This is a genomic window from Cupriavidus yeoncheonensis (assembly GCF_905397275.1).
Taxonomy (GTDB): domain Bacteria; phylum Pseudomonadota; class Gammaproteobacteria; order Burkholderiales; family Burkholderiaceae; genus Cupriavidus; species Cupriavidus yeoncheonensis.
The window spans coordinates 144,438-166,128 of sequence record NZ_CAJPUY010000014.1; the positions used below are offsets into that span (position 1 = coordinate 144,438).

16 protein-coding genes and 1 pseudogene are annotated in these 21,691 nt (G+C 67.9%); 6 read left to right on the forward strand and 11 right to left on the reverse strand.

All coding sequences use genetic code 11. The annotated features are described in order from the left end of the window. Positions 1–9: 9 nt before the first annotated feature. Positions 10–1,206, reverse strand: coding sequence for a phosphoglycerate kinase (locus KHO22_RS20005; protein ID WP_211948909.1), 1,197 nt, complete (start codon positions 1,204–1,206; stop codon positions 10–12). Between the two features lie 9 nt (positions 1,207–1,215). On the opposite strand from KHO22_RS20005, the gene KHO22_RS20010 reads away from it, so the two are divergent. The 3 genes from KHO22_RS20010 to KHO22_RS20020 are packed head-to-tail and all read left to right on the forward strand — an operon-like array spanning position 1,216 to position 3,857. Then, on the forward strand, positions 1,216–1,599 hold the full coding sequence (locus tag KHO22_RS20010) for a hypothetical protein (protein WP_211948910.1): 384 nt from the start codon (positions 1,216–1,218) through the stop codon (positions 1,597–1,599). After that, positions 1,544–2,650 (forward strand): helix-turn-helix transcriptional regulator, encoded by a 1,107-nt coding sequence (locus tag KHO22_RS20015; RefSeq protein ID WP_211948911.1) that lies wholly within the window; start codon positions 1,544–1,546, stop codon positions 2,648–2,650. Before KHO22_RS20010 ends, KHO22_RS20015 begins: the two co-directional genes overlap by 56 nt. A gap of 49 nt (positions 2,651–2,699) precedes the next feature. Beyond that, positions 2,700–3,857 carry a helix-turn-helix transcriptional regulator gene (locus KHO22_RS20020; protein ID WP_211948912.1) on the forward strand — a complete coding sequence of 386 codons (1,158 nt, stop codon included), beginning with the start codon at positions 2,700–2,702 and terminating at the stop codon, positions 3,855–3,857. Here KHO22_RS20020 and KHO22_RS20025 read toward each other — a convergent pair. The 6 genes and pseudogenes from KHO22_RS20025 to KHO22_RS20045 all read right to left on the reverse strand — a co-directional run bounded on the left by KHO22_RS20025 (position 3,840) and on the right by KHO22_RS20045 (position 7,993). After that, the gene (locus KHO22_RS20025) at positions 3,840–4,163 is read right to left on the reverse strand and encodes an AzlD domain-containing protein (RefSeq protein ID WP_211948913.1); all 324 of its coding nucleotides are present in this window, start codon (positions 4,161–4,163) and stop codon (positions 3,840–3,842) included. The genes KHO22_RS20020 and KHO22_RS20025 overlap by 18 nt on opposite strands. Beyond that, positions 4,160–4,987 carry an AzlC family ABC transporter permease gene (locus KHO22_RS20030; RefSeq protein ID WP_211948914.1) on the reverse strand — a complete coding sequence of 276 codons (828 nt, stop codon included), beginning with the start codon at positions 4,985–4,987 and terminating at the stop codon, positions 4,160–4,162. Before KHO22_RS20030 ends, KHO22_RS20025 begins: the two co-directional genes overlap by 4 nt. 165 nt (positions 4,988–5,152) lie before the next feature. Then, positions 5,153–6,670 (reverse strand): D-alanyl-D-alanine carboxypeptidase/D-alanyl-D-alanine endopeptidase, encoded by a 1,518-nt coding sequence (gene dacB, locus KHO22_RS20035; RefSeq protein ID WP_211948915.1) that lies wholly within the window; start codon positions 6,668–6,670, stop codon positions 5,153–5,155. 63 nt (positions 6,671–6,733) lie between these two features. Continuing rightward, the gene (locus tag KHO22_RS20040; RefSeq protein WP_420839625.1) at positions 6,734–7,354 is read right to left on the reverse strand and encodes a MarR family winged helix-turn-helix transcriptional regulator; all 621 of its coding nucleotides are present in this window, start codon (positions 7,352–7,354) and stop codon (positions 6,734–6,736) included. Then, positions 7,351–7,482: pseudogene (locus KHO22_RS32520) on the reverse strand (ABC transporter substrate-binding protein); the annotation flags it as partial. The pseudogene KHO22_RS32520 and the gene KHO22_RS20040, both read right to left, overlap by 4 nt. A 58-nt stretch (positions 7,483–7,540) precedes the next feature. Further along, on the reverse strand, positions 7,541–7,993 hold the full coding sequence (locus tag KHO22_RS20045; RefSeq protein WP_211948916.1) for a PACE efflux transporter: 453 nt from the start codon (positions 7,991–7,993) through the stop codon (positions 7,541–7,543). Positions 7,994–8,097: 104 nt separating this feature from the next. On the opposite strand from KHO22_RS20045, the gene KHO22_RS20050 reads away from it, so the two are divergent. Beyond that, positions 8,098–9,000 (forward strand): LysR family transcriptional regulator, encoded by a 903-nt coding sequence (locus KHO22_RS20050; protein WP_211948917.1) that lies wholly within the window; start codon positions 8,098–8,100, stop codon positions 8,998–9,000. 874 nt (positions 9,001–9,874) lie between these two features. Here KHO22_RS20050 and KHO22_RS20055 read toward each other — a convergent pair. Genes KHO22_RS20055 through KHO22_RS20070 form a run of 4 tightly spaced genes read right to left on the reverse strand, consistent with a single transcriptional unit; the run spans position 9,875 to position 19,277 of the window. After that, positions 9,875–11,341 carry an efflux transporter outer membrane subunit gene (locus KHO22_RS20055; protein WP_211948951.1) on the reverse strand — a complete coding sequence of 489 codons (1,467 nt, stop codon included), beginning with the start codon at positions 11,339–11,341 and terminating at the stop codon, positions 9,875–9,877. 8 nt (positions 11,342–11,349) lie between these two features. Continuing rightward, a complete protein-coding gene (locus tag KHO22_RS20060) occupies positions 11,350–14,661 on the reverse strand; it encodes an efflux RND transporter permease subunit (RefSeq protein ID WP_211948918.1) in 3,312 nt (1,103 codons plus the stop codon). Beyond that, positions 14,658–17,798 carry an MdtB/MuxB family multidrug efflux RND transporter permease subunit gene (locus KHO22_RS20065; protein ID WP_211948919.1) on the reverse strand — a complete coding sequence of 1,047 codons (3,141 nt, stop codon included), beginning with the start codon at positions 17,796–17,798 and terminating at the stop codon, positions 14,658–14,660. Before KHO22_RS20065 ends, KHO22_RS20060 begins: the two co-directional genes overlap by 4 nt. Positions 17,799–17,807: 9 nt before the next feature. After that, complete coding sequence (locus tag KHO22_RS20070) at positions 17,808–19,277, reverse strand: MdtA/MuxA family multidrug efflux RND transporter periplasmic adaptor subunit (protein WP_211948920.1); 1,470 nt, start codon at positions 19,275–19,277, stop codon at positions 17,808–17,810. Positions 19,278–19,599: 322 nt separating this feature from the next. On the opposite strand from KHO22_RS20070, the gene KHO22_RS20075 reads away from it, so the two are divergent. Next, the gene (locus KHO22_RS20075; RefSeq protein WP_211948921.1) at positions 19,600–20,331 is read left to right on the forward strand and encodes a response regulator; all 732 of its coding nucleotides are present in this window, start codon (positions 19,600–19,602) and stop codon (positions 20,329–20,331) included. A 62-nt stretch (positions 20,332–20,393) separates the two neighbouring features. Then, entirely contained in the window at positions 20,394–21,662 is a 1,269-nt protein-coding gene (locus KHO22_RS20080; RefSeq protein ID WP_211948922.1) for an ATP-binding protein, read from the forward strand. Positions 21,663–21,691: the final 29 nt, after the last annotated feature.

Below are 21,691 nucleotides of genomic sequence, written 5' to 3' on the forward strand. Positions count from 1 at the left end.
GGCCGGTCTTCAGCCTGCGGCGCGTTGCTCCAGCACTTCGAACGCGGGCAGCTTCTTGCCCTCCAGGAATTCCAGGAACGCGCCGCCGCCGGTCGAGATGTAGCCCACGCGGTCGGCAATGCCGTACTTGGCGATGGCGGCCAGCGTGTCGCCGCCACCGGCGATCGAGAAGGCCTTCGAATCGGCGATGGCCTCGGCCAGCACCTTGGTGCCATTGCCGAACTGGTCGAACTCGAACACGCCCACCGGGCCGTTCCACACGATGGTGCCGGCGGCCTTGAGTTGCTCGGCCAGTTGCGCGGCGGTCTTCGGACCGATGTCGAGGATCATGTCGTCATCGGCCACGTCCTTGACGTCCTTGACCGTGGCGGCGGCGGTGGCGCTGAATTCCTTGGCGCAGACGACATCCACGGGGATGGGCACCGAGGCGCCGCGCGCGGCCATGATGTCGATGATGGTTTTGGCGTCGGCGACCAGGTCGGCCTCGGCCAGCGACTTGCCGATCTTCAGGCCCGCGGCCAGCATGAAGGTGTTGGCGATGCCGCCACCGACGATCAGGTTGTCCACCTTGTCGGCCAGCGACTTCAGGATGGTCAGCTTGGTCGACACCTTGGAGCCGGCCACGATGGCCACCAGCGGACGTGCCGGCTGGCCCAGGGCCTTGCCCAGCGCGTCGATCTCGGCGGCCAGCAGCGGGCCGGCGCAGGCGATCGGGGCGTACCTGGCGATGCCGTGCGTGGTAGCCTCGGCGCGGTGCGCGGTGCCGAACGCGTCATTGACATACACGTCGCACAGCCTGGCCATCTTCTGCGCCAGTTCGTCGCTGTTCTTCTTCTCGCCCTTGTTCACGCGGCAGTTTTCCAGCAGCACGACCTGGCCCGGCGCGACTTCCACGCCGTCGACCCAGTTCTGTACCAGTGGCACCGGCTTGCCGAGCAGTTCCGACAGGCGCCTGGCGATGGGCGCCAGCGAGTCGGCCGGCTTGAACTCGCCCTCGGTCGGGCGGCCCAGGTGCGACGTGACCATCACCGCGGCACCGGCTGCCAGGCAGGCCTCGATGGCGGGCACCGACGCGCGGATGCGGGTGTCCTCGGTGATGTTGCCGGCGTCGTCCTGCGGCACGTTCATGTCGGCGCGGATGAAGACACGCTTGCCCGAGAGTTTGCCTTGGGAGATGAGGTCGGATAGACGCAGGACGGAGGTCATGAGGGTGTGATGGCGCGAGATTTCGCTGACATTTCGGGGAAACAAGCATTTTACCTGATCGTGGTCATTGCCTACCCGATTCCGGACCAACTGCCGGCCCTGATGTGCCTGTTCGTGCACAAGCACCTTGCGCAGTGTCTGGTGGCCGACATGCTTCCCCACCAAAGCGGGGTGCGGGGCATGTCCTCCTTGCGCCCCGAGTGGGTTAATGTACTCAACGTCTGCAATGCCAGACACGCAGCAGCGCCAGAGCCGAACTACAGCGGCCATAACAACAATAAGCCGCCGGGCAAGCCACAAGCATGCCGGGCGTTCGTCGTGAATGCAGGGGAAGCAGATGAACGAAGCGGACATGCACGGAGCGATCCGTGGCTTGTACGAGGGCATTCTTGACCCTGGTGCGTGGCAAAAGAGCCTGTGCACCCTGACCGGGATGGCCGGTACCGCGCACGCATCGATGATGGTGTGGGATACCGTGCGTGACCAGGTCACCGTCAACGAGATCGTCAATCCGGTGCTGGAGCTGTTTACCGAGTACGAAAGCGACTTCCAGTCCATCGACCCGGCCAAGCAGTTCGCGCCGCGCATGAAGCCCGGTGACTGGTATATCGACGCGCGCGACCTCGGCGAGGGCGCCATGTCGCGCCATCCGTTCTATCGCGATTTCTTCAACCGGTTCGACCTGCGTTCCTACGTGGCTTGCCTGGTCGAGCGCCAGCCGCACTACGAGGTCTACTTCTCGATGCAGCGCGCCATGTCGCAGCCGGCGTTCTCCACCGACGATACGCGCGGCCTGGCGTGGGTGATCCCGCACATGCGCGGCGCCATGGCCCTGCGTGACCGCACGCAAAGCCTGTCGGCGCTGGCCAGCCTGTCGTCGCAGCTGGTGGAGCGCCTGAGCTTCGCGCTGCTGGTCATGTCGCCGCGCCGGCAGGTGCTGATGGGCAACCGGGCCGGCGAACAATGGGCGCGGCGCCTGGACCCGGCCGGCAAGGTGTCGGAATGGACGCTGTCGCGCCCGTTCGGCGACATGCTGCAGGCCGCCTGCGACCCGCAGCGCGCCGCGGCGGCGCAGGCCGCGCGCGCCACCGACGGCCACGGCAACGGCGCGCAGGTGATCGTGCTGCCGCTGCCGCCGGCCCACGCCTTCGCCGCCGAATGGCAGGAGCCGGCCGCGCTCGTGGTCGTGCATGAAGACGGCCCCGCGCCGCCGAAGCTGGGCACGGTGCTGCGCGAGCTGTACGGCCTCACGCCTGCCGAGACCCGCCTCGCCACCGCGCTTGCCACCGGGCAGGGCCTGCCTGAGACCAGCGAGCAGCTGCGCATCCGTCACGAGACTGCCCGCACCCAGCTCAAGGCCGTGTTCCACAAGACCGGCACGGGCAGCCAGGCGCAGCTTTCGCACCTGCTGTCCCGGCTGGCGGCGGCGCTGGAAGGGGACTGAACCCGCCACGGCCCGGCAATTGCCCTGACAAGAACAAGCAGGAAAGGCAATGAAAGAAGACGAGATGCACGACACCATTCGCGCGCTCTACCAGGGCATCTTCGATGCCGATGCCTGGCAGCGCAGCCTGGCTGCGCTGTGCCAGTCCAGCGGCAGCGTCCACGCCGCGCTGGTGGTGCGCGATACCGTGCGCGACCGCGTGCTGGTCAACCAGGTGGTCAACCCGGTGCCCGAAGAGGTCGCCGCCTACCGCGACTACTACGAGGCGCTGGACCCGGCGATCCCGTTCGTCTCGCAGCTGACCGTGGGCAACTGGTACATCGACTCGCGCGAGCTTGGCGAGCAGGCCATGCGCAGACTGCCGTTCTATGGCGAATTCTTCCGGCAGTTCGGCCTGTCGTCGCTGATGGCCTGCCTGATCGAGCGGCAGCCGCACTATGAAGTCTTCCTGTCCCTGCAGCGGCCGGAGGGCGGTGCGCGCTATTCGACCGAAGATGCCCGCGCGCTGGACTGGGCCATTCCGCACGTGCGCCACGCCATCGCGCTGCGCGACCGCACGCGCCAGGTGTCGACGCTCGCGCATGTGTCGGCCGAATTGCTGGAGCGGCTGCCATTCGCGGTGATTGTCTTTGCCGAAGACGGCCAGGTCCTGCTTGCGAACCACGCCGGGGAGGCGTGGAGCCGCCGGCTGATGCCCGTTGCGGCGGTTGGCGCCGGCGTAGGAACAGCCAGGGCCGACGAATGGCGCCTGTCGCGACCGTTCCCGGAGGTGCTGCGCGCAGCCGTCGACCCCACCACTGTCCAGCCGGCGCAGGCCCTGCGCGCGACCGGCCCCGACGGCCGCGAGGCCCAGGTCGTGGTGCTGCCGCTGCCGGCGGCCCACCATCTCGCGGTCGACTGGCAGCACCCTGCCGCGCTGGTCGCGGTGCACGAGGCCGGCGCCCCGGCGCTGGGCATTGCCGGCGTGCTGCGCGAACTGTACGGACTCACGCCCGCCGAGATCCGGCTGGCCAACCTGCTGACCACGGGCATCGGCCTGCCGGAGGCCTGCGAGCAGCTCGGCATCCGGCGCGAGACCAGCCGCACCCAGCTCAAGGCGATCTTCACCAAGACCGGCACCGGCACGCAGGCGCAACTGGCGCACCTGCTGACCCGGCTTGGCGTGGTGCTGGGCGCCGGCCAGGCGCCGTCAGGCGAGCAGGCGTAGCGCGGTGTAGACCGCCATGCCCACCGCGATCATGCCCACCATGCGGCGCGTGAACAGGTAGAACACCGCCGCGCAGATGCCGGCCATGAGCTTGTAGTTGGACGGCGCCAGCGTGAAATGGCCGTGCCAGGTCATCAAATCGGGCAGGATGATCGCCGCGAGCGCGGCTGCCGGCGCATAGCGCAGCGCGCGCTGGAGCCGGTCCGGCACGGTGACGTGTTCGCCCGCCATAAGGAACAGCGCGCGCGTGACGATGGTGACGACGGCCATGCCGGCGAGCGCGATCCAGATTTCCGTATGGCTCATGCCTGGTCTCCCTGTTCCGCGCGCTTTGCTGTGGACTGGGGCGTGGCCTGCGCCGAGGCCTTGCGGCTGTGGATGCGGCGCAGTGTGGCCCGCGCGGCCAGTTCGTCGCTGGCCATGCCGGCGGCGATGGCGCCAATCACGGCCACGACCAGGCTCAAGCGGTAGGGCAGGTCGAAGCACAGCAGCGCGAGGATGGCCGATACCACCACGGCCAGCAGCGTCGAGCGCGAATTGATGGTGGCGAACATCACCGGGATCAGCGCCATGGTGCCGGCCAGCCCCAGGCCCCAGCTGTCCGGGAACAGGCTCGCCAGCACGATGCCGATGATCGACGAGGTCTGCCACATGGCGAAGTTGGCCAGCGCCATGCCCCAGAAATAGCCTTCCTTGCCCGGCTCATAGCCCGGCGTGCTGTAGCGCTGCATGAAATAGACGAAATGCAGGTCGCCGTTGAACGAGCCGAGCAGCGTGCGCCGCCACAGCGGCATGTAGCTGAAATGCGGCTGCAGGCCCGCGCTGAAGATCACGAAGCGCAGGTTGACGATGGCCGCGGTCAGCCACACGGTCCACAACGGCAGCCCGGCCGCGAACAGCGGCAGCACCGCGAGCTGCGCCGAGCCCGCGTAGACCAGCAACGACATGCCGATGGCTTCGGGCACCGTCATCACGGACTTGCTCATCGCCACGCCCGTGACCAGGCCCCATGAGAACACGGCGGGCAGCGACGGCGCAAAGAAGCACACGCCTTCGATAAACGAGGCGCGCTCGGCCGGTGCAATGCGATGCCAGAGGCGCAACCAGGCCGAGGGTTGTGGGGAAGTCATGGGCAATGTCGGGGGAACGCGCGGACGGCGCCGGCGCAGCGGGGGCTGCCGGCATGGCGCCATTATAGAGGCGGACGGCGCCCTGGTAAGCGGATACTTAACAAAATCCGGACCGGCGCCGGCTGGCCCCCACGCCGGCCCGCGCGGCCGGCTGTCACGCGTGTCTCAAGGGGCGCCGCGATACACCCACTGCATCAGCGCATCATGGGCTTCCTGCGCTTGCGAGGCATTGGGGTGGTTGATGAAGCTCACCACCACGTAGCGGTCGCCATTGAGCGCATCCACATAGCCGGCCAGTGCGCGCACGTCCTGCAGCGTGCCGGTCTTGAGATAGGCGTTGCCGGCGGCGTTGGCGCGCGTGAGCCGGTTGCGCAGCGTGCCGTCCACGCCGAGGATCGGCAGCGAATCGAGCAGCGTCGGGCCGACATTGCTGGCCACCGCCTGCTGCAGCAGCCGCGCCATGTCATAGGCGCTGATGCGTTCCTCGCGCGACAGGCCCGAGCCGTTGTCGAGCACCAGCCCCGGCATGTCCAGGCCCTGGCGGCTCAGCCAGCGCTGCACCACGCGCGTGGAGCGCGCCGTGCTCGCGGGCCCGCTGCGGTCCATTTCGGCGCCGATGGTCAGGAATAGCTGGCGCGCCATCACGTTGTTCGAGTACTTGTTGATGTCCCGTACGATCGCACCCAGCGGCTGGCCGTAGTGCCGGGCCAGCAGCACCGCGCCGCGCGGGACCGTGCCGCCGCGCAGCGCCGGCAGGTGCGTGAAGCGGCCGCCCGCGGCCTGCCACTCGGCGACGAAGCCGCCCCAGGCGAATTCGCTGTGCGACAGCGTGGCGATATTGAGCACGTGTTCGCCGCAATCGCTCGCATAGGCGCCCGAGAACGACGCCAGCACCGAGCCGTCCGCCTGCGGCGCCACGGTCGGGGTGGCGCTCGACTGCCAGTCGCCGCAGCGGCCGCTGGTCAGGGTCAGGCGATTGTCCAGGCGCAGTTGCGCGAGCGCCGGGGTGACCGAGACGGCCACCGACTGGCTGGCATCGTCCGGCGTCAGCGTGAACGACAGCGTCTTGAACGCGTACAGCAGCGCATCCGGACCGACGTTGTAGGCGCGCTGGACTTCGCCGTCGATGGTGCCGTTGCCGTTCAGGCCATCGGCGAAGTAGCTGCGGTCGAGCACCAGGTCGCCATTGATGGTGACGGCGCCGGCCGCGCGCGCGCTGGCCACGAGCTTGGCCATTTCCTCTGGCACCAGCTTCGGGTCGCCGCGTCCGCGCAGGTAGACGTTGCCGTTGACCGTGCCGTTGCCGTCCGGCTGGCTGTCGGCGTAGAGCGAGGTCTGCCAGCGGTAGTCGGGGCCCAGCAGTTGCAGGCCCGCAAAGGTGGTGACCAGCTTCATGGTCGAGGCCGGGTTCATCGGCTGCTGCGCGTTCCAGCTCGCGCGCGCCGATGGGGCACCGATCTTGACCACGTAGAAGCTGGCGGCGCTGGCCGGCACATGCGCGCGTTGCAGCGCCGTGGCGACCGGGGCCGGCAGGCCGGCGCGAACCAGCGTGGCATCGGCCCGCGTGCTGGCGGAAGTCCTGGCGGCCTTGGCCGGGCGGGCAAGGACGGGTGGCTGGGCGGCGGCGAGCAGCAGGGCGGCGGCCGCGCAAAACAGAGTGATTCTTCTTGGCATGGCGGCCATGTTAACGCATGGCCCGCGGCTGCCGGATGACAGGTCCGGCAGCCATCGGGTACCCGCCGGCGACTACTGCGCGCGCGGCGGCGCCAGGCGTCCCAGCAGCGCCTTGAGCGTGGCCTGTTCCGGCGCGGTCAGCGCCGACGCCACGTGGGCGTCATGGGCGATGACGGCCTGCTTCGCGGCCGCGAGCGTGCGCTTGCCGGTCGGCGTCAGCACCAGGCTGTAGGCACGGCGATCCCCGGGGGCGGGGCGGCGCGCGACCAGGTTCATCTCTTCCAGGGCATCGACCAGCAACACCGCACCGGAACGCGCGATGCCCAGGATGCGCGCCAGGTCGGTGAGCTTCAGTTGCGGGTTGCGGGAGACGATGACCAGTGCCGAAAAGCGCGGCGGCGTGATCTGCCATTGCGCAAGCGACGCGACAAAGTCCTCGTAGATGCGGATCTGCGCGCGGCGGATCGCGTAGCCGACCAGGCTGTCGAGCACGCCATAGTCGATATCCGGCACATGCGGGTCGAAGCCGCTGTCGGCCGTCGTCCCGGGCGCCGTGGGATCATGCGCCAGCGGTTTGCGTCGCGCTGCCACGGCACGCGTGTTTTTCGGCGTACTGGGCGGGTCGGCCGTATCGGCCATATGGGCCGCACGCGGTGCCATGTCGACGGGGGCGTCTGACGGGTCAGGACTCATTTGGGCAGCTTCCAGTTGCCGTTCTCGATCGTCAGCATAACGCGCCCACGCTGGTCAAAGCCACATCGATCTTGCGCGCTGTAGTCGAGTACCCCGTGCGACACCACGATATCGCGCTCGGTCGCCAGTCCTTGCGCGGCACGATGCCGGCGGTAGCCGTCGCCGCCGGCGTGCGCGGGCGGGACGTCAGCCCAGCGCGGCGCCGCTTTCGCGCTTGTCGGCCTTGAGCGACGGCACCGGGAAGACGATGTCGTAGAGCCAGTTGTAGATCAGCGCATAGACCATGTAGAAGCCGGCCACGGCAATGTCCATGATCAGCGCGTCGACCAGGCTGATGTCGAGGTACCACGCCACCGACGGCAGGAACACCACCAGCAGGCCAAGCTCGAACAGGACGGCGTGCAGCACGCGCACGAAGACCGACTTGCGCAGTTGCCCCGTGAACCGCAGCATGGCCTTATCGAAGATCAGGTTGTAGACGTAGTTCCAGCCCGCCGCTATCAGCGAGGCGACCGCGCCGAGCAGTCCCATCTGGTGCAGTTCGTAGCCGAACACCACGCTGGCAAGTGGCGCGAACGCCAGCAGGCCGATCACTTCAAAACCGATGGCGTGGCGGATCCGGTCACGGGTGTTGCGCATGGGGCTCTCCTGCAGCGTGTTCGATGGCAGGAAGTCTATCTGTTTTGACGGGGATGCAAAGTTAGGTAGTATCGTCAAAACAGATAGATTGGCAATCCACTGACATGTCCCTTTCCCTTGAGCAGCTCCAGGCCTTTGCCGCGGCCGCCGAAACCGGTTCCTTTTCCGCCGCCGCGCGCCGGCTGGGCAAGGCCCAGTCGGTCATCAGCGCCGCCGTGGCGAACCTCGAGATCGATATCGGCAACGCGCTGTTCGACCGTTCCGGCCGCTATCCCGTGCTGACCCCGGCCGGCGAACGGCTGCTGGCCGAGGCGCGCGTGATCCTGGAACGCTGCGAACATTTCCGTGGTGTCGCCATGAGCCTGGGCGAGGGCGTGGAGACGCGGCTCGTCCTGGCGGTGGACGAGCTTTATCCCGAAGAGACGCTCGGCATGCTGCTTGAGGAGTTCTCTGGCCGCTTCCCCGCAGTCGAGCTGGAGTTGCTGTTCCCGTTGATGGAGGACGTCAGCCGTCTGGTGCTCGAAGGCAGCGCGGACCTCGGCATCATGTGGAGGCAGGAGATCCTGCCGCCGGCACTGGGCTTTCACGCGCTGGGCTGGGTGCCGATGAAAATCCTGTGCGCGCCCGATCATCCGCTGGCGGGCGGCCAGCGCGTCGATTGGGAAGAGCTCAAGCGCTATCGCCAGCTTATGGTCGCGACCCGCACCGACAGCGAGGAGAAGATGCGGCTGCGGGTGGCATCGGATGTCTGGTGGGTCGAAAGCCAGTGGGTCATCGTTGAACTGGTCAAGCGCGGGCTCGGCTGGGCGTTCGTGCCGTGGCACGTGGTGGCCAACTCACCGGCCGCGGCGCAGCTCGTGTCGCCGCCGCTGGCGTTCCAGGAGCAGGACTGGCCGGTGGCGCTGGAACTGGTGTGGCACAAGCAGCGTCCGCTGGGGAAGGCGGCGCGGTGGCTGAAGGACAGGATCTGCGGGCAGGCGTTGCCGCGGCCGGGTGGGGGGAAATAGGTTCTTCGCTGGATTGCGGGAGTGGGGGAGGGTTGGGGTTTGTTGTGCTTGGCAAGCGCCGCTGTTTCGCCGGCGTAGCCGGTGGAGTTTTGATTGGTGTGTTGTTCTTGGCAGACGCCGCTGTTTCGCCGGCGTAGCCGGCGAGTTACTTCTTGTCCAAGCGACAAGAAGTAACCAAGAAACGCGTCGCCTGGCGGCTGGCCATCAACGATGCGCTCCTTGTTTTCAAGCGGCGTTGGTCTCGCGAAACGTGATCGCCGTTCGACCCTGCTACGCCTAGTGATTCAGAACCAGTGCCTGCGATAACCTGCTTTTGAACGATCCCCATGTAGGGCTCGGGTACAGCGTTCCAACAGCGCCATCGGTGGGACGCCTACGGCTGCGCTGCGCGCACGTTCTAGTCGGATGCACGGGACATCAACGTCGCTGGCGCGGTGCTTCCCGTCCCTTCCAGTCCTCCGCCTGCCACTTCCCAATATTGCCCTGATTGTTTTCCGCTGAGTGCGCGCAGCGCAGCCGTAGGCGTCCAACCGATGGCGCGTTTAGCAGGGGCCACCAAGTAATCCGGGTTCGTTCATCCGACGTCTCTATCCTGATCATCTACGCGGCAGGCAGTCTGGCTATGCCCTGTACCGTCTTCACCCCATCGGGCCGATCGTCGACCACGAAGACGCGTTTTTGCCTCCTTTTGCCGCTCGGGCAAAAGCAGGTCGCCGGCTACGCCGGCGAAACAGCAGCGAACGTCAAGCACGACACCCCCATCATTACTCATTCCCCGCAATCCGGCGAAGATGGTATGAACGCGCCCCGCCCCGGAGCCGTAACGAGAAGGCTGAGACCTCATGAATTTGGGGCCCCCTCGGGACGGTCGCGTTCAGCGCTGACCGACTGCCGTCGGCGCCGCGCCCGGTGCCAAATCCTCCTGATGCCACCCTCCACCCAAGGCCTTGATCAACACCACGCTGGCCGTGTACTGCCGCCCGATCAGCGTCAGCTCCGTCCGCTCGGCCGTGTAAGCCGTGGTCTGTGCGACCAGCACATCGAGGAGGCTGGCCGTACCGGCGCGGTAGCGGTTGTTGACCAGCGACAGCGCCTCGCGCGCCGCGCGCACCGCATCGTTCTGCACCACCGCTTCCTGTTCGAGCAAGCGCTGCGAGGCGAGATTGTCCTCGACTTCCTGGAACGCCCCCAGCACCGTCTGCCGGTAATTCGCCACGGTCTGGTCATAGGCAGCCACGGCCTGCGCCTTGACAGCGCTGCGCAAGCCGCCGTCGAACAGCGTGCCGGCCAGGCCGGCACCGACTGACCAGATGCGGTCGGGCAAGGACATCCAGCGCGCCAGCGTGCTGGCCGTCAGGCCGCCGCTGGCCGAGAGCGACAGGGTGGGATAGTAGGCGGCCTGTGCCACGCCGATCTGCGCATTCGCAGCCGCCATGCGGCGCTCCGCTCCGCCGATGTCCGGTCGCCGTTCCAGCAGTTGCGAAGGCACGGCTACCGGCACGCGTGGCGGCGCGTTGGCGAAATCCGCCTGGCCAAGCGTCAGTTCCGAGGGCGGCTTGCCCACCAGCACCGCGATCGCATGCTCGAGCTGCGCGCGCGTGATCTGGATATCGAGCTGCTGCGCCTGCGCGGTCTTGAGCTGCGTTTCGGACTGCAGCACGTCGGAGCGCTGCGCGGTGCCGGCCTTGTACTGGTTCTGCACGAGCTGCAGCGACTTCACATAGTCGGCCACGGTGCGGTCCAGCAGCGCCTTCTGCGCATCGGCAATGCGCAGCAGGAAGTAGCTCTGCGCAAGCGTCGCCTGCGTGGAGAGCAGGGTCGAGGCCAGGTCCGCCTGGCTGGCCTGCGCGCTGGCTTCGCTGCTCTCCACCTGGCGCCGCACGCGGCCCCAGACGTCAAGTTCCCAGGCCGCGCTCAGTGTCGCACTCTGGCCGCTCAGCGTATTGCCGCTCGCGCCGCGTGCGCGCGACACGCCGGCCTGCGCATCCACGGTCGGGAAGAAGCCGGCGCGCGCGGCCTGCAGCGAGGCCAGCGCCTGCCGGTACTGCGCCTCGGCGGCCTTGATGTTCTGGTTGGAGATCTGCACCTGCGACATCAGCGCGTCGAGCTGGCTGTCGCCGAACACCTGCCACCATTGTGGCCGCGCGTGGGCGTCCTGCGGCTCGGCGGTCTTCCAGTCGCCGGTCCAGGCTTCGGCGTCGGCAGGAGCCTCCTTGAAGGCGGGCGAGACCGGCGCATCGGGCCGCTTGTAGTCGGGGCCGACGGCGCAGCCGGCGAGCAGCAGCGCGCAGGCCAGCGGCACGGGCGCGCCAAGGGTGAGGAGGCGGGAGAGGGGGTTCATCATCGTCTTCATGATTCGGTGCCGGCAGCGGGCGCGGAGCCGCGCGGGCCGCCGCGGCGGCGTTCACGCCAGGCCTTCACGTTCAGGCGCCAGCGGTCCAGCGTCAGGTAGACCACCGGCGTGGTGTACAGGGTCAGCAACTGGCTCACCACCAGCCCGCCCACGATCGAGATGCCCAGCGGCGCGCGCAGCTCGGCGCCGTCGCCGCGGCCGATGGCCAGCGGCACCGCGCCCAGCAGCGCCGCCATGGTGGTCATCAGAATCGGGCGGAAGCGCAGCAGGCAGGCACGGTGGATGGCGTCGTGCGGCGACAGGCCGTCGCGTCGCTCGGCATCGATGGCGAAGTCGATCATCATGATCGCGTTCTTCTTCACGATGCCGATCAGCAGGATCACGCCGATCAGCGCGATGATGCTGAACTCCGTCTTGAAAGCCAGCAGCGCCAGCACCGCGCCCACGCCCGCCGACGGCAGCGTGGACAGGATGGTCAGCGGGTGCACGTAGCTTTCATACAGTATGCCCAGCACGATGTAGATCGTGATGATCGCGGCCAGGATCAGGATCGGCTGGCTCTTGAGCGAGTCCTGGAACGCCTTGGCGCCACCCTGGAAGTTCGCCTGCAGCGTCTCGGGCGCGCCGATGCCGGCCATTGCCGCCTTGATGGCGTCGGTGGCCTGCGACAGGGAATACCCTTCCGCAAGATTGAACGAGATCGTCGACGCCGCGAACTGGCCCTGGTGGTTCACGCCCAGCGGCGTGCTGCTCGGCGCCACCGTAGCGAATGCCGACAGCGGCACGCGTCGGCCGTTGCCGGTGACCACGTAGATGTCATGCAGCGCCTGTGGTCCCTGCAGATACTCCTGGCTCAGCTCCATCACCACGCGGTACTGGTTGAGCGGGTTGTAGATGGTCGAAACCAGGCGCTGGCCGAAAGCGTCGTTGAGCACCGCGTCGACCTGCTGCGCGGTCACGCCCAGGCGCGATGCCGCGTCGCGGTCGATGATGACCGAGGTCTGCAGGCCCTTGTCGTTGGTGTCGGTGTCGACGTCCTCGATGCCCTTGACGTTGGAGATCGCCGCGCGCACCTTCGGCTCCCAGTCGCGCAGCACCTGCAGGTCGTCGGACTGCAGCGTGAACTGGTACTGCGAGCTGCTCTGCCGCCCGCCGATACGGATGTCCTGCACGGGCTGGAGGAACAGGCTGGCGCCGGGCTCCTTGGCCAGCTTGACGCGCAGCCGCGCGATGATGGCGTCCGCGCTTTCCTTGCGCTGCGACAGCGGCTTGAGCGTGACGAACATCTGGCCGGTATTGCGCTGCGAGCCGCCGGTGAAGCCGGTGACGTTCTCCACAGCCGGGTCGGACTGGACGATCCTGATGAAGTTGTCCAGCTTCGGCTGCATGGCCTGGAACGAGGTGGCCTGGTCGGCGCGGATGAAGCCGATCAGGCGCCCCGTGTCCTGCTGCGGGAAGAAGCCCTTGGGCACGATCACGTAGAGCCAGACATTGAGCGCCACCGTGGCCAGCAGGACCAGCCAGACCACCGCGCTGTAGCGCAGCGCCACGGCCAGCGTGCGCGCGTAGCCGTCATGCAGCCACTGGAACACGCGTTCGCTGGCGCGGAAGAAGCGGCCCCGCTCTTCCTCGGGCACGGCCGGGCGCAGCAGGCGCGCGCACATCATCGGCGTAGTGGTCAGCGACACCACCAAAGACACCAGGATGGACACCGACAGCGTGATCGCGAATTCCTGGAACAGGCGCCCGACGATGCCGCCCATCATCAGCAGCGGAATGAACACCGCGATCAGCGACAGGCTCATCGACAGCACCGTGAAGCCGACCTCGCGCGCGCCGCGCAGCGCGGCGGCAAGCGGCTTCATGCCTTCCTCGATATGGCGCGAGATGTTCTCCAGTACCACGATGGCATCGTCCACCACGAAGCCGGTGGCAATGGTGAGCGCCATCAGCGACAGGTTGTTCAGGGAGAAGCCCGCCAGGTACATCACCGAGAACGTGCCGATCAGCGACACCGGCACCGCCACGCTGGGAATGAAGGTGGCGCGAACATTGCGCAGGAACAGGAACACCACCATGATCACCAGCGCCACCGAGATCATCAGCGTGTGTTCCACTTCGCGCAGCGATGCGCGGATGGTCGGGGTGCGGTCCATCATCACGTCCATCGAAATGGCCGCGGGGATCATCTTCTGCAGCGTCGGCAGCATGTCGCGCACGCGATCGACCGTCTCGATGATGTTGGCGCCGGGCGAGCGGTTGAGCACCAGCAGCACCGACGGCTTGCCATTGGCGGAGCCCGCGTTGCGGATGTCCTGCACCGAATCGACCACGCTGGCCACGTCCTGCAGGCGTACCGGCACGGAGAAGGAGTTGGGCCCGCTGGTGGCATTGTTGCCGCCGGTGGCGCCGCTGGTGACCGTGGTCGTGCCGCTGCTGGTGGTGATCGTGGTCACGGTCACGCCGTTGACGACCTTGGTGCTCACGCCGCCCATGGCGGCCGCGCTGGCGGTGCTGGCGATCAGCGCACCGGCCGATGCCGACGAGAACGTGCCCGGCGTCGCGTAGCGGATGATGAGCGGCATGTAGTCGCTCGCCTTCATCGCCTGGTCGTTGGCGTAGACCTGCCAGTTGCTGGTGCGGTTCTCCAGCGTGCCCAGCGGCCGGTTGGCGTTGGTGGCGCTGATGGTGTTGCGTACGTCTTCCAGCGAGATGCCGTACTTGTTCAGCGCGGTCGGGTTCAGCTCCACGCGCACCGCCGGCAGTGACGAGCCGCCAATCGTCACCTGGCCCACGCCTTCCACCTGCGACAGCTTCTGCGAAAGGATGGTCGAAGCCGCGTCATAGAGCTGGCCGCGCGTCATGGTCGGCGAGGTCAGCGCGATGATCATGATCGGCGCGTCGGCCGGGTTCACCTTGCGGTAGGTCGGGTTGTTCGGCAGGCTGGTCGGCAGCGTCGCGCGCGAGGCATTGATGGCTGCCTGCACGTCGCGCGCGGCGCCGTCGATGTCACGCGACAGGTCGAACTGCAGCGTCACGCGGGTCGAGCCGAGCGAGCTGCTGGACGTGATTTCCGTCACGCCGGCAATGGTCCCCAGCGCGCGCTCCAGCGGCGTGGCCACCGTGGCGGCCATGGTTTCTGGGCTGGCACCGGGCAGCGAGGCCGATACCGAGATCGTCGGGAAGTCCACCTGCGGCAGCGGCGACACCGGCAGCAGGCGCAGCGCCGCCAGCCCCGCCAGCAGGATGCCGATGGTGAGCAGCGCCGTCGCGACCGGCCGGTGGATGAACGTGGCGGACAGGTTCATCGCGGCCCCGCTGCCGACGGATCGCCTTCATCGGTGCCGCCTTCGTCGGGGTCGCCGAAGCGGCGCTTGCGCCAGTCCCTGAGGCGATAGGCGACGCGGTCGAAGGCCAGGTAGATCACCGGCGTGGTGAACAGCGTCAGCACCTGGCTGACCAGCAGGCCGCCGACCATGGTCACGCCGAGAGGCCGGCGCAGTTCCGAGCCGATGCCGGTGCCGAGCATCATCGGCAGCGCGGCCAGCAGCGCGGCCATGGTGGTCATCAGGATCGGGCGGAAGCGCAGCAGGCAGGCCTGGAAGATGGCCTCGCGCGGGGCCATGCCGCCTTCGCGCTCGGCTTCGAGCGCGAAGTCGATCATCATGATGGCGTTCTTCTTGACGATGCCGATCAGCAGGATGATGCCGATGATCGCGATGATGCCCAGGTCCTGCCCCGCGAGCAGCAGTGCCAGCAGCGCGCCGACGCCCGCCGACGGCAGCGTGGACAAGATGGTCACCGGGTGGATCGTGCTCTCATACAGCACGCCCAGCACGATGTACATCGTCACCACGGCTGCCAGGATCAGCCACAGCGTGTTCGACAGCGAGGCCCGGAACGCCAGCGCGGCGCCCTGGAACTCGGTCTGCATCGAGATCGGCAGGCCCAGTTCCTGTTCCACCTTGGAAATCTTGTCGACCGCCGGACCCAGTGATTCGCCCGGTGCCAGGTTGAACGAGATGGTCGCGGCCGGGAACTGGCCCTGGTGGTTGATCACGAGCTGGCCCGTGCGCTCGCTGATGCGCGCGAACGCACCCAGCGGCACCTGTCCGCCGGACGAGGAGGGCAGGCGCAGTTCCGCGAGCGACTGCGGGTCCTTGCGGAACTCGGGCATGGTTTCGAGCACCACGCGGTACTGGCTAGACTGCGTGAAGATGGTCGACACCAGGCGCTGGCCGAACGCGCTGTACAGCGCGCTGTCGATCACCGCGGTGGTGATGCCGAAACGCGCGGCGGCATCGCGGTCGATATCGACGTAGGCGCGCAGGCCGTTGTTCTGCTGGTCGCTGGCGACGTCGCGCAGTTCGGGTTCCTGGCGCAGCCGCTCGACGAGCCGCGGCACCCAGGTCGCCAGGACCTGCGGGTCGGGGTCTTCGACCGTGAACTGGTACTGCGTGCGCGCCACGCGGTCCTCGATCGTCAGGTCCTGCACCGGCTGCGTGTACAGCGAAATGCCGCCAAGCTTTTCCACCGCGTGCTGCAGCCGCTGCGTGACCACGTCGATCGGATCACGCTCGCCCTTGGGCTTGAGATTGATCAGCATGCGCCCGGCATTGAGCGTGGTGTTGGACCCGTCCACGCCGATGAAGGACGATACGCTTTCCACGGCCGGGTCTTGCGCCACCACCTTGGCCGCGGCCTGCTGCTTGAGGCCCATGGCCTGGAACGACGTGGTCTGCGCCCCTTCGGTGATGCCCTGGATCAGGCCGGTGTCCTGCACCGGGAAGAAGCCCTTGGGCACCAGCATGTACAGCAGCACGGTCAGCACCAGCGTGGCGATGGCCACCACCAGTGTCGCCTTCTGGCGGTCCAGCACCCATTCGAGCGCGACGCCATAGCGGTGGATCACGTTGTCGAAGAAGCGTCCGGTGGCCTTGTGGAAGCGCGACTGCTGTTCCTCGGGCACGTGGCGCAGCAGCCGCGCGCACATCATCGGCGTGAGCGTCAGCGAGACCACCGCCGAGATCAGGATCGATACCGCCAGCGTAATGGCGAACTCGCGGAACAGGCGCCCGACCACATCGCCCATGAACAGCAGCGGGATCAGCACGGCCACCAGCGAGAAGGTCAGCGAGATGATGGTGAAGCCAATTTGCTTCGAACCTTTCAGCGCGGCTTCCATCGGGGAATCGCCTTCCTCGATGTAGCGCATGATGTTCTCGATCATGACGATGGCGTCGTCGACCACGAAGCCGGTGGCGATGGTCAGCGCCATCAGCGTCAGGTTGTTGATCGAGAAGCCGGCCAGGTACATCACGCCGAACGTGCCGACCAGCGACAGCGGCACGGCCACGCCGGGAATCACCGTGGCCGAGACATTGCGCAGGAACACGAAGATGACCATCACCACCAGCGCGATGGCCAGGAACAGCTCGAACTCCACGTCATGCACCGATGCGCGGATGGTGGTGGTGCGGTCGGTCATGAGCTGCACGTGCACCGAGGCCGGCAGCGCGGTCCGCAGCTGCGGCAGCAGCGACTTGATGCGGTCCACCACCTCGATCACGTTGGCGCCGGGCTGGCGCTGGATGTTGAGGATGATGGAGGGGTTGCCGTTGGCCCAGGCGGCCAGGCGGCTGTTCTCGGGGCCATCGACGATCTCGGCCACGTCGGTGATGCGGATCGGTGCGCCGTTCTGGTAGGCAATGATGATCTGCTTGTACTCGTCGGCCGAACGCAGCTGGTCGTTGGCGTCGATGGTCGACGCGCGCGCCGGGCCGTCGAAGCTGCCCTTGGCGCCGTTCACGTTGGCCGCGCCGATGGCGGTGCGCAGGTCGTCGATCGACATGCCCAGCGACGCCAGCGCGGTCGGGTTGGCCTGGATGCGCACCGCGGGGCGCTGGCCGCCGCTGATGGTGACCAGACCCACGCCCTGGATCTGCGAGATCTTGGCCGCCACGCGCGTGTCCACCATGTCCTGCAGCTTGGGCAGCGGCAGGGTGTCGGAGGTCATGGCGATGGTCATGATCGGCGCGTCGGCCGGGTTGACCTTGCTGTAGACCGGCGGCATCGGCAGGTCGGACGGCAGCAGGTTGCTGCCGGCATTGATGGCCGCCTGCACCTCTTGCTCGGCCACATCCAGCGGCAGTGTCAGCTCGAACTGCAGCGTGATCACCGAGGCGCCGCCCGACGAGGACGACGACATCTGCTTGAGCCCCGGCATCTGCCCGAACTGTCGCTCCAGCGGCGCGGTGATCGACGAGGTCATCACATCGGGGCTGGCGCCCGGATAGAGCGTGGTGACCTGGATGGTGGGGTAGTCCACCTCGGGCAGCGCGGACAGCGGCAGCAGCCGGTAGGCCACCAGCCCGGAGAGCAGGATGGCCAGCATCAGCAGCGCCGTGGCTACCGGGCGCTCGATGAAGAGGCGAGACGGGTTCATGCGGATTCCTTACTGCTGGCGGCGCGGGGCGGGGGCCTCGGCCGCGGCGCCGCTGGCGTCGGAACTTTCGCGCTGGCGGCGGTGTTCGCCCTGCGGCGCGCTCGCGCCGCCCTCGGCATGGGCGCCGCTGGCGCCGCCGCTGCCGCTGCCGTCTCGGCGGCGTCCGCGTCCGCGCGGCTGGCTGGCCGGCACCAGCTGGGCCGCGCGTGCCGCCGGGTCCACGGCTTCCACGGTCATGCCTTCCTTGAGCCGGTCGGCGCCATCGACCACCACGCGCTGGCCGGGTTCCACGCCCTTGAGCACGGCGGTGCGGGTGCCGTCGCCGGGGCCAAGCGTGACCACCTGCACCTTGACCTTGCTGCTGTCGTCGACCACATAGACGAAGGTGCCTTGCTGGCCGCGCTGGACGGCGGCCACCGGGATGACCGTGGCGTCCTTCAGCGTGTCGACGCGCGTGCGCACATTGACGAACTGGTTCGGGAACAGCATGCCGTCGGCGTTCGGGAAGATCGCCTTGAGCTTGACCGTGCCGGTGGTGGTATCGATCTGGTTGTCGGTGGTCAGCAGCGCGCCGTCGCCAAGCTGATTGCGCATCTGGCGGTCCCACGCCTGCACCGGCATCTTTTCGCCGGTGTTGAGCTTCTTCAGCACCGCCGGCAGGTTGTCTTCGGGGATGGTGTAGAGCACGGCAATCGGCTGGATCTGCGTGATCAGCGCAATGCCGTTGGTGTCGGACGTATTGACGATATTGCCCGGGTCCACCTGGCGCAGGCCGATGCGGCCCGACACCGGCGCGACGATCTTCGTATAGCCCAGTTGCAGCCGCGCATTGTCCACATTGCCCTGGTCGGTCTTGACCACGCCTTCGTACTGGCGCACCAGCGCATCCTGCGTATCGACCTGCTGGCTGGAGATCGAGTCCTGCTGCAGCAGGGTCCGGTAGCGCTTCTGGTCCAGCCGCGCGTTCTGCAGCAGCGCCTGGTCACGCGCCAGCTGGCCGACGGCCTGGTCCAGCGTGGCCTGGAACGGTCGCGGGTCGATCTCGGCCAGCACGTCGCCGGCCTTGACCATCTGGCCTTCCTTGAACAGCACCTTGAGCAGCGGCCCCGACACCTGGGCGCGCACGGTGACGTTGGACACCGGCGTGACGTTGCCCAGCCCGTTCAGGACCACGTCCATGTCACGCTGCGCGACCGTGGACACCACGACCGGCGAGCGCGGCGCGCCGGCGCCGCCCGGACCACCGGGGCCACCGCGTCCCGGGGCGCCCGCGCCGCTCGCACCGCCACCGGGGCCACCGGGGCCGCGGGCCGCCTGCGTTTCCGGACCGGCGCCGCGGTGGCTGTACCAGTACCAGCCGCCGCCGGCGAGCAGCACGACGAGCGCCCCGACTATCAGCTTGCGGCGGGGCGAACGGTCGGGTCCCTGAGGGGGGCGGGACGGCGGGTTGGGTTGTTTGCCTTGTTCGGGGTTGGACATGTCCGGAATCCTGGGAGCGGCGCGGTATGCGCCGGCGTTCTTCGCGCGGTCTCGGGCGCGGCGATGATGCAGTATGCCGCATCAGGTGCGGCACTAGCCCCATCTGGCGTGGGGTTCTGCCCAAGCGGGCAGCGGCCTGTGGGTGGCCGGGCAGCGCAAACGCATGCCATGCCGCAAGGATAATGTGAGACGCCGGATGCACGTGTTTCCGCGGGACGCAGGTTTATTACAGCGGATTACCAGCGCCTCCCGTGTAATCTCCGGAAACAAAGCCGCCGGCCCGATTCGGCAGGAGAGCGGCCAGCCTGACTATCATGTGCCTATGCGAACGAACCAGCCCACCCAGATCCTTGTCGTCGATGACGACCCTGAACTGCGCGACCTGCTGCGCGAGTACCTGACCCAGCAAGGCTTTGCCGTCTCGGTGCTGCACGACGGCGACGGCCTCCAGGCGCGCCTGGAGCGCGAGCGCCCGGCGCTGATCGTGCTGGACCTGATGATGCCCAAGGTCGATGGCCTGACCGCGCTGCGCAACCTGCGCGCGAAGAACGATGATATCCCGGTGATCCTGCTGACCGCGCGCAGCGACGAGATCGACCGTATCGTCGGCCTGGAGATCGGCGCCGACGACTACCTTGGCAAGCCGTTTTCGCCGCGCGAGCTGCTGGCGCGCATCAATGCCGTGCTGCGCCGCAAGCTGGCGCGTCCGGCGGCCGCGCCTGAAGACCGCGAAGCGGTCGCGTTCGGGCCGTTCCGCGTCAATTTCCGCCAGCGCTCGCTGCAGCGCGCGGGCCAGGTGCTGTCGATCAGCGACACCGAGTTCGCGCTGCTCAAGCTGCTGCTGATGCATCCGCTCGAAGTGCTTTCGCGCGAGCGCATCGTCGAGCTGATGTACGGCACCGCCAGCGGCATCAGCGACCGCGGCATCGACGTGCAGATCTGGCGCCTGCGCCGGCTGCTCGACGAAGACGCGCAGCGTCCGCGCTACATCCAGACCGTGCGCGGGCGCGGCTACACGTTCGTGCCCGACGAAGCCGAAGATATTCCGCAGTAACGCCCATGCCGCCCCTGCCGTCCGTCTGGCGGCTGGCGGCTGCGGCAACGACGAGCCCCGACATGAAGTTGCGTATCGATACCCTGTTCGGCCGCATCGCGCTGCTGATCGCCGCGGTGCTGGTGATCAGCCATTTCTCCTGGCTGGCCATCCTGCGCATGGACCGGCGCCAGCAGCAGGTGGACTATTCGGTCGAACAGATGCTGTTCCAGTTCGCCAGCATCCAGCGCGCGCTCGACGCGCGCCCGCCCGTGCCGCTGCCGAGCCTGGTCGAGGTAGCCAGCGAGGCCAGCGCCGAAGAACATACCGTCGTGCCCAAGGGCCGCTCGCGGCGGCTGGTGGAGCAGTTCATCACCCGCCTGCCGCAAGGCACCGAGATCCGTATCGAGGACGAGGCCACGCCCCGGCTCTGGATCAAGCTGCCGACGCGCGGCAACTGGATCGCCATGCCGATCCTCTGGGTCCACAATCCGCCGCCCGACAACCGGCTGGTGCCGGGCGTGATGCTGGTGGTGGGGGTGGCCATCATCTTTGCGCTGCTGATTGCCTGGCAGATCCAGCGGCCGGTGCGCGACATGGCGGCGGCGGCCGAGCAACTGTCGCGCCAGCAGCCGGTGGCGCCGCTGCGCGAGCGCGGCCCGCATGAGCTGCGCCAGCTGATCGAGCGCTTCAACCGCATGGTGGCGGACCTGACGCGCATTGACCAGGAGCGCAACACCATGCTCGCCGGCATTGCGCACGACCTGAAGACGCCGCTGGCGCGGCTGCGCCTGCGCGCCGAGATGCTGTCGGACCCGAAGGCCGCGGCGGGCGTGACGCGCGATGTCGATTCCATGGCGGCCATCGTCGAGCAGTTCCTGAGCTTCGCGCAAACCAGCGAGCCCACGGCCCGGCCGGTGCCGGTGGACCGCCGCGTCAACGAACTGGCCGCCTCGCTCGCGGAGCAGGAACGGAAGGTGGTGCTGTCGCTGGGCGCGGGCGACGGATTCCGCATGATCGCCACGCAGCTGGACCGGATCATCGGCAACCTGGTCGACAATGCCTACGTCTACGGCAAGCCGCCGGTATGCATCGCGACGACGCGCACGCCGGAGGGCTACCTGCTGGTGGTCGAAGACCAGGGCGTGGGGATTCCCGAGGCGGACAAGGAGCGCGTCACGTTGCCGTTCGTGCGGCTGGATCCGGCGCGCGGCGGCAATGCCCATTCGGGGCTGGGGCTGGCCATCGTGGACCGGCTGGTGCGACAGGCCGGGGGCAAGCTCAACCTGGTGAATGCCGATGAGGGGGGCTTCAGGGTCGAGATGCTGTTTGCGGGGGCGGTGGGGGCGTAGGTGGTGCCCGACGGCTGGGTCGGCCGCAT